Origin of the sequence: Actinomycetospora aurantiaca, from assembly GCF_037401875.1 — a bacterium.
GTDB classification, from domain to species: Bacteria; Actinomycetota; Actinomycetes; order Mycobacteriales; family Pseudonocardiaceae; genus Actinomycetospora; species Actinomycetospora aurantiaca.
In genome coordinates this window covers 282,277-297,114 of sequence record NZ_JBBEGN010000004.1, presented here as the reverse complement: position 1 = coordinate 297,114, position 14,838 = coordinate 282,277, and the positions used below count along the sequence as shown (strand labels likewise).

Annotated in this window: 15 protein-coding genes; 11 read left to right on the top strand and 4 right to left on the bottom strand. The window is 76.1% G+C overall.

Translation table 11 applies throughout. The features are described 5' to 3' along the window. Window positions 1-3: 3 nt before the first annotated feature. Together WCD74_RS11920 and WCD74_RS11915 are read right to left on the bottom strand one after the other, a co-directional pair. The gene (locus WCD74_RS11920; RefSeq protein WP_337695058.1) at window positions 4-258 is read right to left on the bottom strand and encodes a hypothetical protein; all 255 of its coding nucleotides are present in this window, start codon (window positions 256-258) and stop codon (window positions 4-6) included. A gap of 239 nt (window positions 259-497) precedes the next feature. Then, the gene (locus tag WCD74_RS11915; protein ID WP_337695057.1) at window positions 498-701 is read right to left on the bottom strand and encodes a BldC family transcriptional regulator; all 204 of its coding nucleotides are present in this window, start codon (window positions 699-701) and stop codon (window positions 498-500) included. Between the two features lie 203 nt (window positions 702-904). Between WCD74_RS11915 and WCD74_RS11910 the strand changes: the two genes are divergently transcribed. Next, window positions 905-1,204: a DUF4229 domain-containing protein gene (locus tag WCD74_RS11910; RefSeq protein ID WP_337695056.1), complete on the top strand. Its 300-nt coding sequence runs from the start codon at window positions 905-907 to the stop codon at window positions 1,202-1,204. A 6-nt stretch (window positions 1,205-1,210) separates the two neighbouring features. Here the strand turns inward: WCD74_RS11910 and WCD74_RS11905 are convergent, their stop codons facing one another. Next, window positions 1,211-2,086 (bottom strand): 1,4-dihydroxy-2-naphthoate polyprenyltransferase, encoded by an 876-nt coding sequence (locus WCD74_RS11905; protein WP_337695055.1) that lies wholly within the window; start codon window positions 2,084-2,086, stop codon window positions 1,211-1,213. Between the two features lie 15 nt (window positions 2,087-2,101). Then, a complete protein-coding gene (locus WCD74_RS11900; protein WP_337695054.1) occupies window positions 2,102-3,442 on the bottom strand; it encodes a DUF8814 domain-containing protein in 1,341 nt (446 codons plus the stop codon). A 230-nt stretch (window positions 3,443-3,672) separates the two neighbouring features. On the opposite strand from WCD74_RS11900, the gene menD reads away from it, so the two are divergent. The 10 genes from menD (at window position 3,673) to WCD74_RS11850 (ending at window position 14,821) form a co-directional block, all read left to right on the top strand. Continuing rightward, a complete protein-coding gene (menD, locus tag WCD74_RS11895) occupies window positions 3,673-5,436 on the top strand; it encodes a 2-succinyl-5-enolpyruvyl-6-hydroxy-3-cyclohexene-1-carboxylic-acid synthase (protein WP_337695053.1) in 1,764 nt (587 codons plus the stop codon). 29 nt (window positions 5,437-5,465) lie between these two features. Continuing rightward, on the top strand, window positions 5,466-8,375 hold the full coding sequence (locus WCD74_RS11890; protein ID WP_337695052.1) for a Na+/H+ antiporter subunit A: 2,910 nt from the start codon (window positions 5,466-5,468) through the stop codon (window positions 8,373-8,375). Continuing rightward, window positions 8,372-8,848 carry a Na(+)/H(+) antiporter subunit C gene (locus tag WCD74_RS11885; protein ID WP_337695051.1) on the top strand — a complete coding sequence of 159 codons (477 nt, stop codon included), beginning with the start codon at window positions 8,372-8,374 and terminating at the stop codon, window positions 8,846-8,848. The genes WCD74_RS11890 and WCD74_RS11885 overlap by 4 nt, the downstream gene beginning before the upstream one ends. Next, entirely contained in the window at window positions 8,845-10,533 is a 1,689-nt protein-coding gene (locus tag WCD74_RS11880; protein WP_337695050.1) for a Na+/H+ antiporter subunit D, read from the top strand. Before WCD74_RS11885 ends, WCD74_RS11880 begins: the two co-directional genes overlap by 4 nt. Continuing rightward, window positions 10,530-11,186 (top strand): Na+/H+ antiporter subunit E, encoded by a 657-nt coding sequence (locus WCD74_RS11875; protein WP_337695049.1) that lies wholly within the window; start codon window positions 10,530-10,532, stop codon window positions 11,184-11,186. Before WCD74_RS11880 ends, WCD74_RS11875 begins: the two co-directional genes overlap by 4 nt. After that, window positions 11,183-11,476, top strand: a complete 294-nt coding sequence (locus WCD74_RS11870; RefSeq protein WP_337695048.1) for a monovalent cation/H+ antiporter complex subunit F — start codon at window positions 11,183-11,185, stop codon at window positions 11,474-11,476. Before WCD74_RS11875 ends, WCD74_RS11870 begins: the two co-directional genes overlap by 4 nt. Then, entirely contained in the window at window positions 11,473-11,820 is a 348-nt protein-coding gene (gene mnhG / locus WCD74_RS11865) for a monovalent cation/H(+) antiporter subunit G (RefSeq protein ID WP_337695047.1), read from the top strand. The genes WCD74_RS11870 and mnhG overlap by 4 nt, the downstream gene beginning before the upstream one ends. A gap of 222 nt (window positions 11,821-12,042) precedes the next feature. Next, entirely contained in the window at window positions 12,043-12,618 is a 576-nt protein-coding gene (locus tag WCD74_RS11860; protein ID WP_337695046.1) for a DUF3592 domain-containing protein, read from the top strand. Continuing rightward, a complete protein-coding gene (locus WCD74_RS11855) occupies window positions 12,615-13,310 on the top strand; it encodes a demethylmenaquinone methyltransferase (protein WP_337695045.1) in 696 nt (231 codons plus the stop codon). The genes WCD74_RS11860 and WCD74_RS11855 overlap by 4 nt, the downstream gene beginning before the upstream one ends. A gap of 140 nt (window positions 13,311-13,450) precedes the next feature. Continuing rightward, a complete protein-coding gene (locus WCD74_RS11850; protein WP_337695044.1) occupies window positions 13,451-14,821 on the top strand; it encodes a geranylgeranyl reductase family protein in 1,371 nt (456 codons plus the stop codon). Window positions 14,822-14,838 lie beyond the last annotated feature (17 nt).

The following is a 14,838-nucleotide window of genomic DNA, read 5'->3' as shown; positions in this document are numbered from 1 at the left end:
GCGTCAGGAGGTGGCCGGCGGGTCCTCGCGGCCGCGGCGGACCTGCTCGTCGAGGCTGCGCAGGAAGTCCGGGTCGTCGTCCGGGGCGACCGGGCGGCCGCGGCGGCCGGACGCCCCGCCGGCCGGCCGGGTCGGGCCCGTGGGCGCGTCCTCGTCCGCGCTGCCGGTCCCCGTGGCGAGCGCCTGAGCGGACACGGCCTTCCAGAGCAGGACCCCGACCGCCACCAGCACCATCACCGCGACGACGAACAGCACCACGTCACGCACCTCCTCCGCCCCCCGACCCGGGAGGGTCGATCGCGTCCGACGGCATCGCCGCCGACCGCAACGCTACCCGTCGTCCGGGATGTCCGCGGGTGAAGCGGGACGGGTCGGTCGGGTGGACGGCCCGTGACGACGAGCGGGACCCGGTCACGGGCCGGACACGACGAGGCCCGGGTCCCCGGACGTCTCGTGGACGTCCCCGGGACCCGGGCCTCGCCGCGACGGGCGTCGGATCAGCCGTGCGCCTCGCTGGTGAGGCCGTCGAGCAGCGTGCGGACCTCCGACTCGCGGAAGCGGCGGTGGCCGCCCGGCGTGCGGATGGAGCCGATGCGGCCGGCCGCGGCCCAGCGCGTCACGGTCTTCGGGTCGACGCGGAACATCGCGGCGACCTCACCGGGGGTCATGAGACGCTCGGTCGCCTCGGGTGCGATGGTCATGCTGCACCTCCTCGGGCCCACGGGGCCCGCCCAGGGTTCTGACGCCGTGCGACCTCGGGCCGCGGGGCGGAGCAGACGAACTGGAGCGATCGTGACATCGCACCCCCCACGTACTCGAACGCTTGTGCGGGGGTAAAGGGTTCACAAAGGTACGAATCGGACGCCGCGGGCCGGAGTCCGGCGCCGCGCCTACGCTGGGGTCCGTGGGTAGTGCAGAACCCGGGACCCGGGGCCGGACCGGCTCGCTCGCCCTGGCCGTCGGCGCGTACGTGGGGGCCCGGCTCGTGCTGGTCGCCGTGATCACCGCGGTGCTGGTGCTGGTCGGCCTGCCGCTGCTGGTCGCCCTGCTGGTCGCCCTGATCCTCGCGCTGCCGCTGTCCCTGGTGCTGTTCCGGCCGCTGCGCACCCGCCTCAACGCGGAGATCGCCGCGGCCACCGCCACCCGCCGTGAGCAGCGGGAACGCCTCCGCGCGGAGCTGCGCGGGGACGCCGGCACCGAGTAGCCGCCGTCAGGACACCAGGGCCAGGCCGATCGCGGTGCCGACGGCCCACACCAGCAGCGCGAGGCCGGTGTTCTGCAGGACCGGGATCAGGGCCGGGCCGCGCGCCCCACCGAGGACCCGGCGCAGCGCGGGCACGAGGACGGCGAGCGCGAGCAGGCCCAGCAGCGCCCACGGCGCGCGGAGGCTCAGCACGAGGCTCATCCCCAGCGGAACCACCACGAGTGCGGCGTACATCACACGCGTGTCCCGCTCGCCGAGCAGCACCGCCAAGGTCCGTTTACCCGCGACGGTGTCCGACGGGACGTCGCGCAGGTTGTTGGCGACCAGCACCGCGCACGAGAGCAGGCCCACCCCCACCGCCGTGCCGATGCCGAGGCCGCTGACCCGCCCGGACTGCGTGTACTCGGTGCCGAGCACCGCGACCGGGCCGAAGAACAGGAACACCGCGATCTCGCCGAGGCCGCGGTAGCCGTAGGGCGACGAGCCGCCGGTGTAGAACCACGCGCCGGCCAGGCAGATCGCGCCGACCACGAGCAGCCACCACGCCCCGCTGACGGCCAGCAGCGCGAGCCCCGCCAGCGCCCCGAGCCCGAGGCACGCGAACGCCGCGCGGCGCACCGCGTCCGGCGAGGCCGTCCGCGAGCCGACCAGGCGCATCGGGCCCACCCGGTCGTCGTCGGTGCCGCGGATGCCGTCGGAGTAGTCGTTGGCGAAGTTGACCCCGATCACCATGGCCATCGCGACCACGAGGGCCAGCACGGCCGCGACCGGGCTGAACTCGCCGGCGCTCGCGGCCGCGCCGCTGCCCGCGACCACGGGGGCGATCGCGTTCGGCAGCGTGCGGGGGCGCGCCCCCTCGACCCATTCGGCGACGGTTGCCATGGGGCAGGAGATTAGTCAGCAGGCCGGGGCCGGGGGCTGCGCGGCGTCCGTGCCCTCCATGGCCATCGAGGCGGCCGGCACCCAGCCGACCCCGGCCGGGGCCTCCGCCGTCGCGGGGATGGTCGCGATCCGCAGCCAGTCGGCGTCGTCGCCCCGCGAGCCGTCCACGGGCTCGCCCGGGGCGCGGCACTGCACCTCGACCCGCGCGGCGTCCCCGACGACGCCCGCGTCCGCGGCCGCGGAGCTCGGCGACGCCCGGATCGTCACCGGGCCCTCCGGGCTGTCGGCGGTCGCGAGGTGCACCGCGGCCGGGTCCTCCCCGGCGTGCCCGGTCCACAGGTAGTCGACCGTCACCCACCCGTTGTCCTCGAGGCCCACCGCCGCGAACACGCCGTCGGCGAGGTCGATCCCGGCCGGGTTGCCGACCTCCCGGCCGAACCCGTCCTCGCCGTCGTGGTACCCGTCGTCGTGCGCCGCCTGGGCCTGCGGGCGGCCCTGCGGCAGGTCGCCCCACTGCTCGCGCGGCGGCGCGGCGTTCCAGTAGTCGTCGCCGACGTTCCACGGCCCGACGTCCCACACCGGCACGATCGCGCAGCGCCCGGAGGGCCCGCAGACCCGCACCGTGTAGTCGCCGCTGTCCTCGGCGGCCAGCGCGCGGCGCGAGGGGAGGGCGACGAACAGGTCGTCCTCGGTGATCACGTGCCCGTTCGCGGTGGTGCCCCCGACGAGGCCCTCGCGGGTGGCGAACACCCGGTAGGACGCCGGCGGGGCGACCTCCCGGGACACCGACCCGTCGCGGTCGGCGTGCACCGTGACCGAGCGCACGGTCGGCCCGTCGGCACCGCCCGCCGGGCCCGCCGCGCTCGCCGGGGCGACGAGCGTGAGCCGCAGCGCCACCGTCCGCACCGGCGCGTCCAGCACGGCGGGCACGCCCGGGGCGGCCGCGGTCCACTCCGACCAGCGGCCGGCGTCGTCGCGGCCCCGCACGTCCACCGCCACCGCGGAGCCGCCCGGCACGTCCGCGACGACCGGGACCGCGAGTCGGTTCACGGGGCGGCCGAACGTGTGCGTACCGAGGTCGAGGAAGCCGCGCCGCTGCGCCCCGCGCAGGCTGCCCGGCCGCTCGCCCGCCCGCGGCGACGCCAGGCGGGCCGCCCCGCCCGCGACCTGCACGTTCACCGCGTCACCGGCCAGCACAGGCCGCCAGTCCTGCGCGTCCACGCCGGGGGAGACCACGCCCGGCTCCTCGGGCGGCGCGCCGATCGCGGCGACCGCCCCGCCGAGCAGCAGGACCCCGCTGGTGAGCAGCGCGGGCAGCAGGACGCGCCGCCGTCTCGCGGGCCGGGGGGTGCGCATGCCCGGCAGCGAACCCCGCCCACCGTGGCCCGTCGGGCAGGACGCGCCCGGCTCCACCCCGACGGGGGTCACCCGCGCGGGCACCCGCCACGCGCCGGACCGGGCCACCCCCGTCGTCGGGACGGATGGGGCTCCCGTGGGTGGCGCACGTCTCCCCGGGCGGGGTGCGGAGGGTGACGCCCGCGTCCTCGGGCGGCCGTCGGCGCCGCTGCTGGATACCGTGGTGCGTCGTGACCCCGTCGACGCTGCAGGCCCGTGTGGTCGTCGACGAGTGGATCCGCGGCGGCGTCCGGGAGGTCGTGGCCTGCCCGGGCTCGCGCAACGCCCCGCTGCTGCTCGCCGTGCACGAGGCCGAGGCCGCCGGCCGGCTGCGGCTGCACGTCCGCATCGACGAGCGCTCCGCCGGGTTCCTCGCGGCCGGACTGGCCGCGTGCTCGGCCCGGCCGGTGCCGGTGGTGGTCACCTCCGGGACCGCCGTGGCCAACCTGCACCCCGCGGTGCTCGAGGCCTCGCACGCCGGGCTGCCGCTCGTCGTCGCCAGCGCGGACCGCCCGCTCGAGCTCGTCGGGACCGGCGCCAACCAGACCGTCGACCAGGTCGGCCTCTTCGGCGGCGCGGTGCGGGCCGCGATCACGCTGCCCCTGGCCGAGGAGCGCCCCCGTGCGGCCGCGGGTTGGCGCGCGGCGGTCTGCCGGGCCCTCGACCGCGCCCGCGGGACCACCACGGCCGACCCCGGTCCGGTGCAGCTCGACCTGCCGATGCGCGAGCCCCTGGTCGACGACCGCGACGAGCCCTTCCCGGCCTGGGCCGAGGGCCGTCCGGGCGGGGGCGCGTGGACCGGGGTCGGCACCCGCAGCTCGTGGGTCGAGGCGCTGGACCTGTCCGAGCCGGTCCCGACGATGATCGTGGCCGGCCACGGCGCCGAGGCACCCGACGGCCTGCCCGACGACGTGCCGGTCGTCGCGGAGCCGACCTCCCCGTTGTGGGGACGGTCGCTGCGCGCCGGGACGCGGCTGGTGGAGGCCGCCCTGGACGGGACCGCACCGGACCTGCTGCCGGAGCGCGTCGTCGTGGTCGGGCGGCCGACCCTGCACCGCCCGGTCTCCCGGCTGCTCGCCGACCCGCGGGTCGAGGTGCTCGTGGTCCCGTCCGCCGGCCCCGAGGGCTCGCGCCCGGGCTGGACCGACGTGGCGGCCACCGCGGTCCGGGTCGGCGCGCTCCCGGCACCGGGCGCCTGGGGGGTCGACGGGGCGTGGGCCGCGCGGGTCCGCGAGGCCGACGCCCTCGTCGCGGACGCCGTGGTCCCCGACCCGGGATCCGGGCCCGCCCTGGCCGCCGCGACGGTGCGGCTGCTGCCGCCCGGCGCCCTGTTCGTCGTGGGCTCGTCGAGCCCGGTGCGCGACGTCTCGCTGGCCGCGGAGCCCCGGGACGACCTCACCGTGCTGTCCGCCCGCGGGGTGTCCGGGATCGACGGCGCCGTGTCCTTCGCCACCGGCGCGGCCCTCGCCCACGGCGGACCCGCGTACGCGCTGCTGGGCGACCTGACCTTCCTCCACGACGCGGGCGGCCTGCTCGTCGGCGCCCACGAGCCGCGACCGGAGCTCGTCGTCGTGGTGGCGAACGACGACGGCGGCAGCGTGTTCGCGACCCTGGAGCAGGGCGCCCCCGCCCACGCGGCGGCCTTCGAGCGCATGTTCGCGACCCCGCACGGCGCGGATCTCGAGGCGCTGTGCCGGGCGCACGGGGTGGAGCACTCCCTCGTCCGGGTGGAGCGCGACGGCTCCCTGGCGGCAGCGCTCGCCCCGACCGGACGGCCCGGCGTCCGGGTCGTCGAGGTGCCCGTCGACCGGCACGGCCGCCGCGAGCTGGCCGACCGCGCCCGGGACGCGGCGCGCGCCGCCGTGGCCGAACGGGACATCCCGGGCACCGACGCCGTCCGGGATCACCGGGAGGGGACGAACCCGATCGGTAGCATCGTCGGCGACGGCGCGTGACCGGGTCGGGACGACGAGGGGGCCGATAGGTGCTGGAGCTGCTGGCGGTGCACGCGGCCGCCGCGCTGCTCGCGCCCCCGCTCGTACGGGCTCTCGGCCGGAGCGCCTTCCTCCTCCTCGCGCTCGTCCCGGTGGCCGCGTTCGTGTTCGTCGCGAGCCGCCTGGAGACGGTGCTCGGCGGCGGCACCGTCGACGAGGGCTTCACGTGGATCCCCGCGCTCGGCGTGGACGTCGCGGTGCGCCTGGACGCCCTCTCGGCGGTCCTCTCGCTGCTGGTCACCGGGGTCGGCGCGCTGGTGGTGCTCTACTGCGCCCGCTACTTCACCCCGTCGTCGGGCGGCCTGCCCCGCTTCGGCGGGGTCCTGCTCGCCTTCGCCGGCGCGATGCTCGCCCTCGTCTGGGCCGACGACGTCGTGGTGCTCTACATCTGCTGGGAACTGACGACGATCTTCTCGTTCCTGCTCGTGGGGCACGACGCGCACAAGCGGGCGAGCCGCGCCGCGGCGATGCAGGCGCTGACCGTCACCGCGGCGGGCGGGCTGACGATGCTCGTCGGCCTCGTGATCCTGGCCGAGGCCGCGGGCAGCTACCGGCTCTCGGCCATCGTCGCCGCGGGGCCGTCGCTCGGCGGCGCCGCCGTGACCGCGGGCGTGGTGTGCGTGCTCGTCGGCGCCCTGTCGAAGTCCGCGCTCGTCCCGTTCCACTTCTGGCTGCCCTCGGCGATGGCGGCGCCCACCCCGGTCAGCGCGTTCCTGCACGCGGCCGCCATGGTCAAGGCCGGCGTGTACCTGGTGCTGCGGCTCGCGCCCGGCTTCGCGTCCGACCCGGGGTGGCGGCCCGTCGTCGCGATCGCCGCCGGGGCGACGATGCTGCTGGGCGGGATCGTGGCGGCGCGGCAGACGGACCTCAAGCTGCTGCTCGCCCACGGGACGGTCTCGCAGCTGGGGTTCATGATCCTGCTGGCCGGCGCCGGGACGCGGGACGCGGCGCTGGCCGCGATCGGCCTGGTCGTCGCGCACGCCCTGTTCAAGTCCGCGCTGTTCCTCACGGTCGGGGTCGTCGACCGGTGCGCGGGCACGCGCGACCTGCGCGAGCTGTCCGGCCTGGGCCGGCGGGCGCCGGTCCTCGCGGTCGCGGGGACGCTGGCGGCCGCCTCGATGGCCGGGATCCCCCCGTTGCTGGGCTTCGTGACCAAGGAGGGCGCCCTCGAGGCGTTCCTGCACCGCGCCTACGGGCCGTTCGCGACGGTGCTGCTCGCGGTCGTGGTGCTCGGGTCCGTGCTGACGGTGGCCTACAGCGCCCGCTTCGTGCTCGGCGCCTTCACCGACGTGTTCACCACCGACGCCCGCTCGGAGTGGATCCGGCCGGGGGCGCTCTTCCTGGGGGCGCCGGTCCTGCTCGGCCTGGTCTCGCTGGTGGCCGGCCCGGCCGTCGGGGTCCTCACGCCGCTGCTGACCCGCTACGCCGACACCCTCGCCGCGACCTACCCCACGCCGCTGGAGCTGAAGGTCTGGCCCGGGTTCACCGTCGCGCTCGGGCTCTCCGCGCTCGCGATCGTGCTCGGCCTGGTCCTCGCCCTGCCGCGCGTCTCCGCCCGCCTGGCCGGCGTGCGGCCGCTGAACGCGGTGCGCTCCGAGGTGACGTGGCGCGCCCTGGTGCACGCCGTGGAGAAGGGGGCCCTGCGGGTCACGGTGCAGACCCAGCGCGGCTCGCTCGCGGTCGTGCTGTGCACGATCCTCGGCGTCCTGCTGGCCGGGCCCGGCGTCGTGCTGCTCGCGTCGGGTGCGCTGGGCGAGCTGCGGGTGGACCGGTTCGCGGACTCCCCGGCCCAGGTGGTCGCGGCGGTGCTCGCCGTGGCGTCCACGGTGGCCGCCGCCCGCGCGAAGCGGCGCCTCGCGGCCGTCCTGCTCGTGGGCGGGCTCGGCTACGCGGTCGCGGTGATCTTCGCGCTCGCGGGGGCCCCGGACGTCGCCCTCACCCAGGCCCTGGTCGAGACGATGACCCTGGTCGTCGTCGTGCTGGTGCTGCGCCGGCTGCCCGCCGACATCACCGAGCGCTCGACGCCCCGCCGCCGGCTGGCGCGGCTGCTGGTCGCGGCGCCGGTCGGCGTGCTGATCGCCCTGCTCGGCGCCACCGCCCTGGGCGCGCGCACCGCCGAGCCGGTGTCGCAGGCGTTCCCGTCCCAGGCCTACGGCTTCGGCGCCGGGCAGAACGTGGTCAACGTGACCCTGGTCGACATCCGGGCCTGGGACACGATCGGCGAGCTCTCGGTCCTGCTCGCCGCCGCCACCGGCGTGGCGAGCCTGGTGTTCCTGGACCGCCGCACCGGGACGCCGCCCGGGAGCACCCGCCGCCGCCGACGCGCGCCGGTCGGACCCGGCCCCGTCGCCGGGTCGGGCTGGCTGCGCGGCCCGACCCTCGAGCGGCTCGCCCGCCAGCTGCGGCCCGGCCCGCGGATCACCGAGCGCACCCTGCTGCTCGAGGTGATCACGCGCCTGGTCTTCCCGACGATCATGGTGCTCTCGGTCTACTTCCTGTTCGCCGGACACAACGCGCCGGGCGGCGGGTTCGCGGGCGGTCTGCTCGCCGGCCTCGCCCTGGTGGTGCGCTACGTCGCCGGCGGGCGCTACGAGCTCGGCGAGGCCGCCCCGGTGGAGGCCGGGACCCTGCTGGGCGCGGGCCTGCTGCTCGCCGGGCTCTCCGGCGTGGCCGGGCTGCTCGTCGGCGGGGAGGTGCTGCAGACCTTCGTCCTCGAGGGCGTCGTCCCCGTGCTCGGGAACGTCAAGTTCGTCTCCTCGCTGGTCTTCGACATCGGCGTGTACCTGATCGTGGTCGGCCTCGTGCTCGACGTCCTGCGCAGCCTCGGTGCGGAGCTGGACCGGCTCGGCGACACCCCCGGCCCCTCGAACGCCCCCACCCGGCTGGAGGCCCGCACGTGAGCTCGTCGTTCCTGCTCCTGGCCCTGATCGCGGTCCTCTACACCGCCGGGGTCTACCTGCTGCTCGACCGGAGCCTGACCCGGGTCCTGCTCGGCGTGCTCGTGCTGGGCAACGCCACGAACCTGCTGGTGATCTCCGCGGGCGGCCCCTTCGGGGCGGCCGCGCTGGTGGGCCGGGCGCCCGAGTCCGCGATGAGCGACGCGCTGGTCCAGGCGCTGGTGCTCACCGCGATCGTCATCACCCTCGGCGTCGCGGCGTTCCTGCTCTCGATCATCCACCGCACCTGGACCCTCGACCAGGAGGACGACCTCACCGTCGACACCGAGGACCGGTCGGTGCGCCGCCGCCTCGCCCGCGACGAGCAGATCGACGAGGACGAGTTCGACACCACCGGCTGCGAGCAGACCTCGGACACCGACGACGAGCACGCGGGCGGCGCCGCCCGCACCGGTGCCGCGGGGGCGCAGGCGTGAACCCGGCCCGGACGCTCGTCGAGAGCCTCCTCCCGCTGCCGGTCCTGCTGCCGCTGCTGGGGGCGGGCGCCGCGCTCGTGCTCGCGGGGCGCCCGCGGGTGCAGCGCTGGCTCTCGGTCGGGGTGCTCACGGCCGTGGTCGCGATCGCGGCGATCCTGGTGGCCGGCTCGGCGGAGCAGCCGCAGGTGCTCACGGTCGGGTCGTGGCCCGCACCGATCGGCATCACGCTCGTCGCGGACCAGCTCTCGACGATCATGCTGCTGACGTCGATGACGGTGACGCTGCTGGTGCTGCTCTACGCCATCGGGCAGGGCACCTCCGACGACGACTCCCGCACCCCGGTCTCGATCTTCCACCCGACCTACCTGGTCCTCGCGGCCGGCGTCGCGAACGCCTTCCTGTCCGGCGACCTGTTCAACCTCTACGTCGGCTTCGAGGTCCTGCTCATGGCCAGCTACGTGCTGCTGACCCTGGGCGGGACGCGGTCGCGGGTGCGGGCGGGGCTGACCTACGTCGTCGTGAACGTCGTGTCCTCGCTGGTCTTCCTCGCCGGGATCGCGCTGGTGTACGCGGCGGTCGGCACGCTGAACCTGGCCCAGATCTCCGAGCGGATGGCCGCGGTCGACCCCGGCACGCAGCTGGCGATCCACCTGGTGCTGCTGACCGCGTTCGGCATCAAGGCCGCGGTGTTCCCGCTCTCGGCCTGGCTGCCGGACTCCTACCCGACCGCCGCCGCCCCGGTCACCGCGGTGTTCGCCGGCCTGCTCACCAAGGTCGGCGTCTACTCGATCATCCGGACCCAGACCCTGCTCTTCCCGGACGACCCGGTGGCCGAGGGCATCCTCATGGTCGCCGCCCTCGCGACGATGGTGATCGGGGCGCTAGGCGCGATCGCCCAGGACGACGTCAAGCGCGTCCTGTCGTTCACGCTGGTCAGCCACATCGGCTACATGATCTTCGGGGTGGCGCTGGCGACCCCGGCCGGCGTGGGCGCGGCGATCTTCTACGTCGTCCACCACATCACCGTGCAGGCGACGCTGTTCTGCGTCGCCGGGCTCGTCGAGCGGGTCGGCGGGTCGACCTCCACCACCCGGCTGGCCGGGCTGGCCGCCGCCTCGCCGCTGCTGGCGGTGCTCTACTTCGTCCCCGCGATCAACCTGGGCGGCATCCCGCCGCTGTCCGGGTTCGTCGGCAAGCTGGGCCTGGTCGAGGCCGGCGTGCAGGACGGCTCGGTGCTCGCGTGGTTCCTGGTCGGCGGCGCGGTCCTGACGAGCCTGCTCACGCTCTACGCGATGGCCAAGGTCTGGGTGCTCGCGTTCTGGCGGCCCCGCGACCAGCTGCCCGTCGAGCACCCGGAGGACGTCGAGTTCAACGACCTGGACCACGAGGACGGCCGCTACCCGGTGATGATCGGCGCCGGGCGCGCCGCGAACGGCGGCGAGTCCTACTCCGGCGCCTTCCTGGGTGCGGCCGGCGCGGTGTCCGAGGAACAGCGGCAGCCGGTCGCGCTGCCGCGGACGATGACGGCCGCGACCGGGGCCCTCGTGGCCGTGGGGCTGGCCCTGACCCTGGTCGCCGGGCCGCTCTACACCCTGACCGACCGCGCCGCCGCCGACCTGACCTCGCGCACGCCCTACGTCACCGCGGTGTTCGGCCAGGCCGTGGACGAGCGGGTGACGCGATGAGCGAGTCCGGACTGTTCACCCGCCGTCCCCGCGTGCTGCGGGTGCTGTGGCTGACCCTGGTGTGGGTGCTGCTGTGGGGCACGTTCTCGTGGGCGAACGTGCTCGGCGGGCTGGTCGTCGCGGTCGCCGTCCTTGTCCTGTTCCCGCTGCCCGCGGTGTCGTCCGGCGGGCGACTGCGTCCCCTGGCCCTGCTCCGGGTGGCCCTCGACATGGTCCGGGAGCTCGCGGTCTCCAGCGTCCAGGTGGCGTGGCAGTCCGTGCGCCCCGGGCCGCCGCCGCGCAGCTCGATCGTCGCGGTGGAGGTCTCCGACGACTCCGAGCTGCTCATGGCGATGCTCGTCGAGTGCCTGTCCCTGATCCCGGGCAGCGTGGTGGTCGAGGCCTCCGCGGAGGAGCGGACGCTGTGGGCGCACGTGCTCGGCGCGGACGACCCGGCCGCGGTGGAGCGCTTCCGGGCCGACGTCGCCCGGCTCGAGCGCGACCTCCTGGCCGTGGGCCTGCACCGGGTGCGCGTCGAGCCGGCGAGCTCCGGGCGCACGGAGGCGGGCACGGACCCGATCGACGACCCCGAGGAGCTGGACGAGGGCGACGAGCCGGACGCACTCGACCGGCCCGCGTCCTCGGACGTCCCCACCCGGGAGGTCGGCCGGTGAGTGTCGCGTCCGTCCTGCTCGTCGTCGCCCTCGGGCTGCTCGGCGTGAGCCTGCTGCTCGTGCTGGTGCGGTTCCTGCGCGGGCCGGCCGCCCTGGACCGGCTCGTGGCCCTGGACGCGCTCGTGGCCGTGATCATGTGCGGGCTGATGGCGCAGGTGGCGCTCTCCCGCGACTCCGCCATCGTCCCGACGATCGTCGCGGTGTCGCTGGTCGGGTTCCTCGGGTCGTCCACGGTCGCGCGGTTCGTGGGGCGGCGGCGCGTGGGGCGCCGGTCGGGGGAGGACTCGTGACCGACGTCCTCGACCTGGTCGGCGCCGTGCTCGTGCTGCTCGGCGCCGTGCTCGCCCTCGCCGCCGCGATCGGCCTGCTGCGCCTGCCCGACGTGCTCTCCCGCATGCACGCCGCCACCAAGCCGCAGACCGCCGGGCTGGTGCTCGTCGTGATCGGCTCGGCACTGCTCCTGCGCACGAGCGTGGACACCTGGATGCTCGTCCTGGTCGGCGCCTTCCAGCTGATCACCGCACCCGTGACCGCCCACCTCGTCGGTCGCCTGGCGTACCGCTCCGGCGGGGTGCGCCCGGACCTGCTGCACCGCGACGACCTCGCCGAGCGGGAGGACGACCCGGCGCACTGAGTGCGCCGTGAGGCAGATCCTGGCGCCGCGAGTCCTGCGTGGTGTCGCACTCGGTGGAGCGCTCCGTCCCGACGGCGGGTGGCCGGACGGGCGCGGCGGGCGTACGGGCCGCGTGTGGTCGAGGTGTTCCGGGAATCCGCTCGCCCCGCGACGTCCCCCGGACGGCGCACAGCAGCCGTCCCGACCCGCCGTCGGGAACGGTCCCTCACTACCGTGGACGGGGTGATCGACGTGCGTGCGGTGCTGGGCGGGCGTGCCCGCACGGTGCGTGCCGCCCTGCGCACGGCCTGGGACGCGACCCGCACCGCGCTCGCGCCGGTGGGACGGCGGGGCCCGGAGATCCTCGTCGGCATCGGGATCGTGCTGAGCGTGCTCGCCGTCCTGGTGCTCGTCGGGGCCGCGCGCAACGACGCCTCGATCTCGTCCGACCAGGGCGTCGCGGTGGCCGAGGTCCTCGACGGGGCCGACGCGGGCCACACCTTCGTCCGCTTCACCGCCTCGGACGGGGCGGTGCTCACCCCCGACACCGGCGTGCTCTACCCGCGCGGGCTGGAGCCGGGGAACTACGTGCTCGTGGAGTACGACCGGTCGAGGCCGGAGCTGGTGCGCGTCGCGGGCCGGTCGTGGACGGCGGGACTGGGCCCGGTCGTCCTGGGCGTGCTCGGCCTCTGGGTCGTGCTCGGGCCGACCGCGTGGGCGCTCGCCCGCCGACGCCGTCAGGACGACGGACCCGGCCCCGGACACGCCGAGGACGACGTCCCCACCCCGGACCGCGAGCCGGTCGGGGCCGCCCGGTGACGAGCCGGGCCGGGCTCGACCGCGACCCGGGCGCGGTCGCGCGGATGTTCGACGGCGTCGCCGCCCGCTACGACCTGACGAACACGGTGCTCTCGTTCGGGCGCGACCGCGCGTGGCGCACGGCGACCCGGGAGGCGCTGGCGGTCGGACCGGGCGACGTGGTGCTCGACATCGCGGCCGGCACCGGGGTGTCCACCGTCGAGCTGGCCCGCACCGGTGCCACCTGTCTCGCCGCCGACTTCTCCCTGGGCATGCTGCAGGCCGGGCGGGCCAAGCACGCGGGCGTGGTGCCCTACCTCGCCGCCGACGCGATGGCGCTGCCGCTGCCGGACGCGTCGGTGGACGCCGTGGTGATGTCCTTCGGCCTGCGCAACGTCGTGGAGCCCGACGCGGCGCTGGCCGAGTTCGCCCGCGTGACCCGCCCCGGCGGGGTCCTGGCGATCTGCGAGTTCTCCACCCCGACGTGGCGGCCGTTCCGCCGCGTCTACACCGACTACCTGATGCGGGCGCTGCCCCGGGTGGCCCGGGCGGTCAGCTCGAACCCGGACGCGTACGTCTACCTCGCCGAGTCGATCCGGGCGTGGCCCGACCAGCCGGCCCTCGCCCGCCGCATCACCGCCGCGGGATGGCACGCGGTCGCCTGGCGCGACCTCACCAGCGGGATCGTCGCGCTGCACACCGCCGTCCGCTGACCTGCGCGAGCGCAGCGGAACGACGCTGTTTCCCCGACGGACCGGAGATCGAAACCGGATCCAGCGGGCGTGTCGCACGCAACATGCCTAGACTCGTGCCCGCCCGGAGCTAGTGAACGAATTCACAAGGGGTCTGAACGGTGTCCGCTCACCACCACGAGCGCACCCGGCGTCGCGTCGGGGGTGACGACTGCGCGGCCGACGTGATCGTGGTCGGCGCCGGCCCGTCCGGCGCCACGGCCGCCACGTACCTCGCGCGCGCCGGGCTGGACGTGCTCGTGCTGGAGAAGGCGACGTTCCCGCGCGAGAAGGTCTGCGGCGACGGGCTCACGCCGCGGGCGGTCAAGCAGCTGATCGACCTCGGGATCGACACCCGCCCGGAGGCGGGCTGGCTGCACAACAGGGGGCTGCGGGTCTACGGCGCCGGGATGTCGGTGGACCTGGACTGGCCGGACCTCACGAGCTTCCCGCCCTACGGCATGGTCCGGCCCCGCCGGGACTTCGACCAGCTGCTCGCCGACCACGCCCGGGCCGCGGGCGCCCGGGTCCAGGAGCGGACGTCCGTCGGCGGGGTCCTGACCGACGAGCGCACCGGCCGCGTCGTCGGGGTCGAGGCGCGCCGCGCCCCCGAGCGCGAGCCGGTCACCTACCGCGCTCCGCTGGTGGTCGCCTGCGACGGCGTCGGCACCCGGACGGCGCTCTCCCGGGGCATCGGCAAGCGGGACGACCGCCCGCTCGGCGTCGCCGTCCGCCGCTACTACACCAGCCCGAAGAGCACCGACGACTACCTCGAGACGCACCTCGAGCTGACCGACGGGCGTGGCGGCCTGCTCCCCGGCTACGGCTGGGTGTTCGGGATGGGCGACGGCACGGCGAACGTCGGCCTCGGGATCCTCGACCGCACGAACGCCGGGCCGGGCGCCGACTACCGGGCCACGTTGCGGGCCTGGTGCGCGGCGCTCCCGCCCGAGTGGGGGCTGTGCGAGGAGAACGCGGTGAACGACATCGGCGGCGCCGCGCTGCCGATGGGGTTCAACCGGACCCCGGTCTACGCCGACGGCCTGCTGCTCGTCGGCGACGCCGGGGGCATGGTCAACTCGTTCAACGGCGAGGGCATCGCCTACGCGATGCAGTCCGCGTCGCTGGCCGCCGAGGCGGTGGTGCAGGCGCTCGCGCGCCCCGAGGGACCGTCCCGGGAGCGCGCGCTCGCGGGTTACCCCGAGGCCATCCGGGCCGAGCTCGCGAGCTACTACCGGCTGGGCAACCGCTTCGCGCACGCGTTGCGTCACCCCTGGCTGGTCCGGACGACGGCCCGCCACGGCCTGCCCCGACGGCGGGTCATGGCGTTCCTGCTCAAGCTGCTCGCGAACCTGCACGACCGCCGGGACGGCGACGCGTCCGACCGGCTGCTCGAGGTGCTGCTGCGGCTCACCCCCGCACTGCCCGAGACGCCGCCCCCGACCACCCGCGAACCGGCCCGGACGGCCGTCGGGAGAGGGAAGGCCGCATGAGCGGCGACGCCCCGTGA

What these genes read in the sequence shown, in the direction of transcription:
- WCD74_RS11915 (WP_337695057.1), bottom strand. Translation starts at nt 701, where the DNA reads ATGACCATCGCACCCGAGGCGACCGAGCGTCTCATGACCCCCGGTGAG.
- WCD74_RS11875 (WP_337695049.1), top strand. Translation starts at nt 10,530, where the DNA reads ATGAGCGAGTCCGGACTGTTCACCCGCCGTCCCCGCGTGCTGCGGGTG.
- WCD74_RS11900 (WP_337695054.1), bottom strand. Translation starts at nt 3,442, where the DNA reads ATGCGCACCCCCCGGCCCGCGAGACGGCGGCGCGTCCTGCTGCCCGCG.
- WCD74_RS11905 (WP_337695055.1), bottom strand. Translation starts at nt 2,086, where the DNA reads ATGGCAACCGTCGCCGAATGGGTCGAGGGGGCGCGCCCCCGCACGCTG.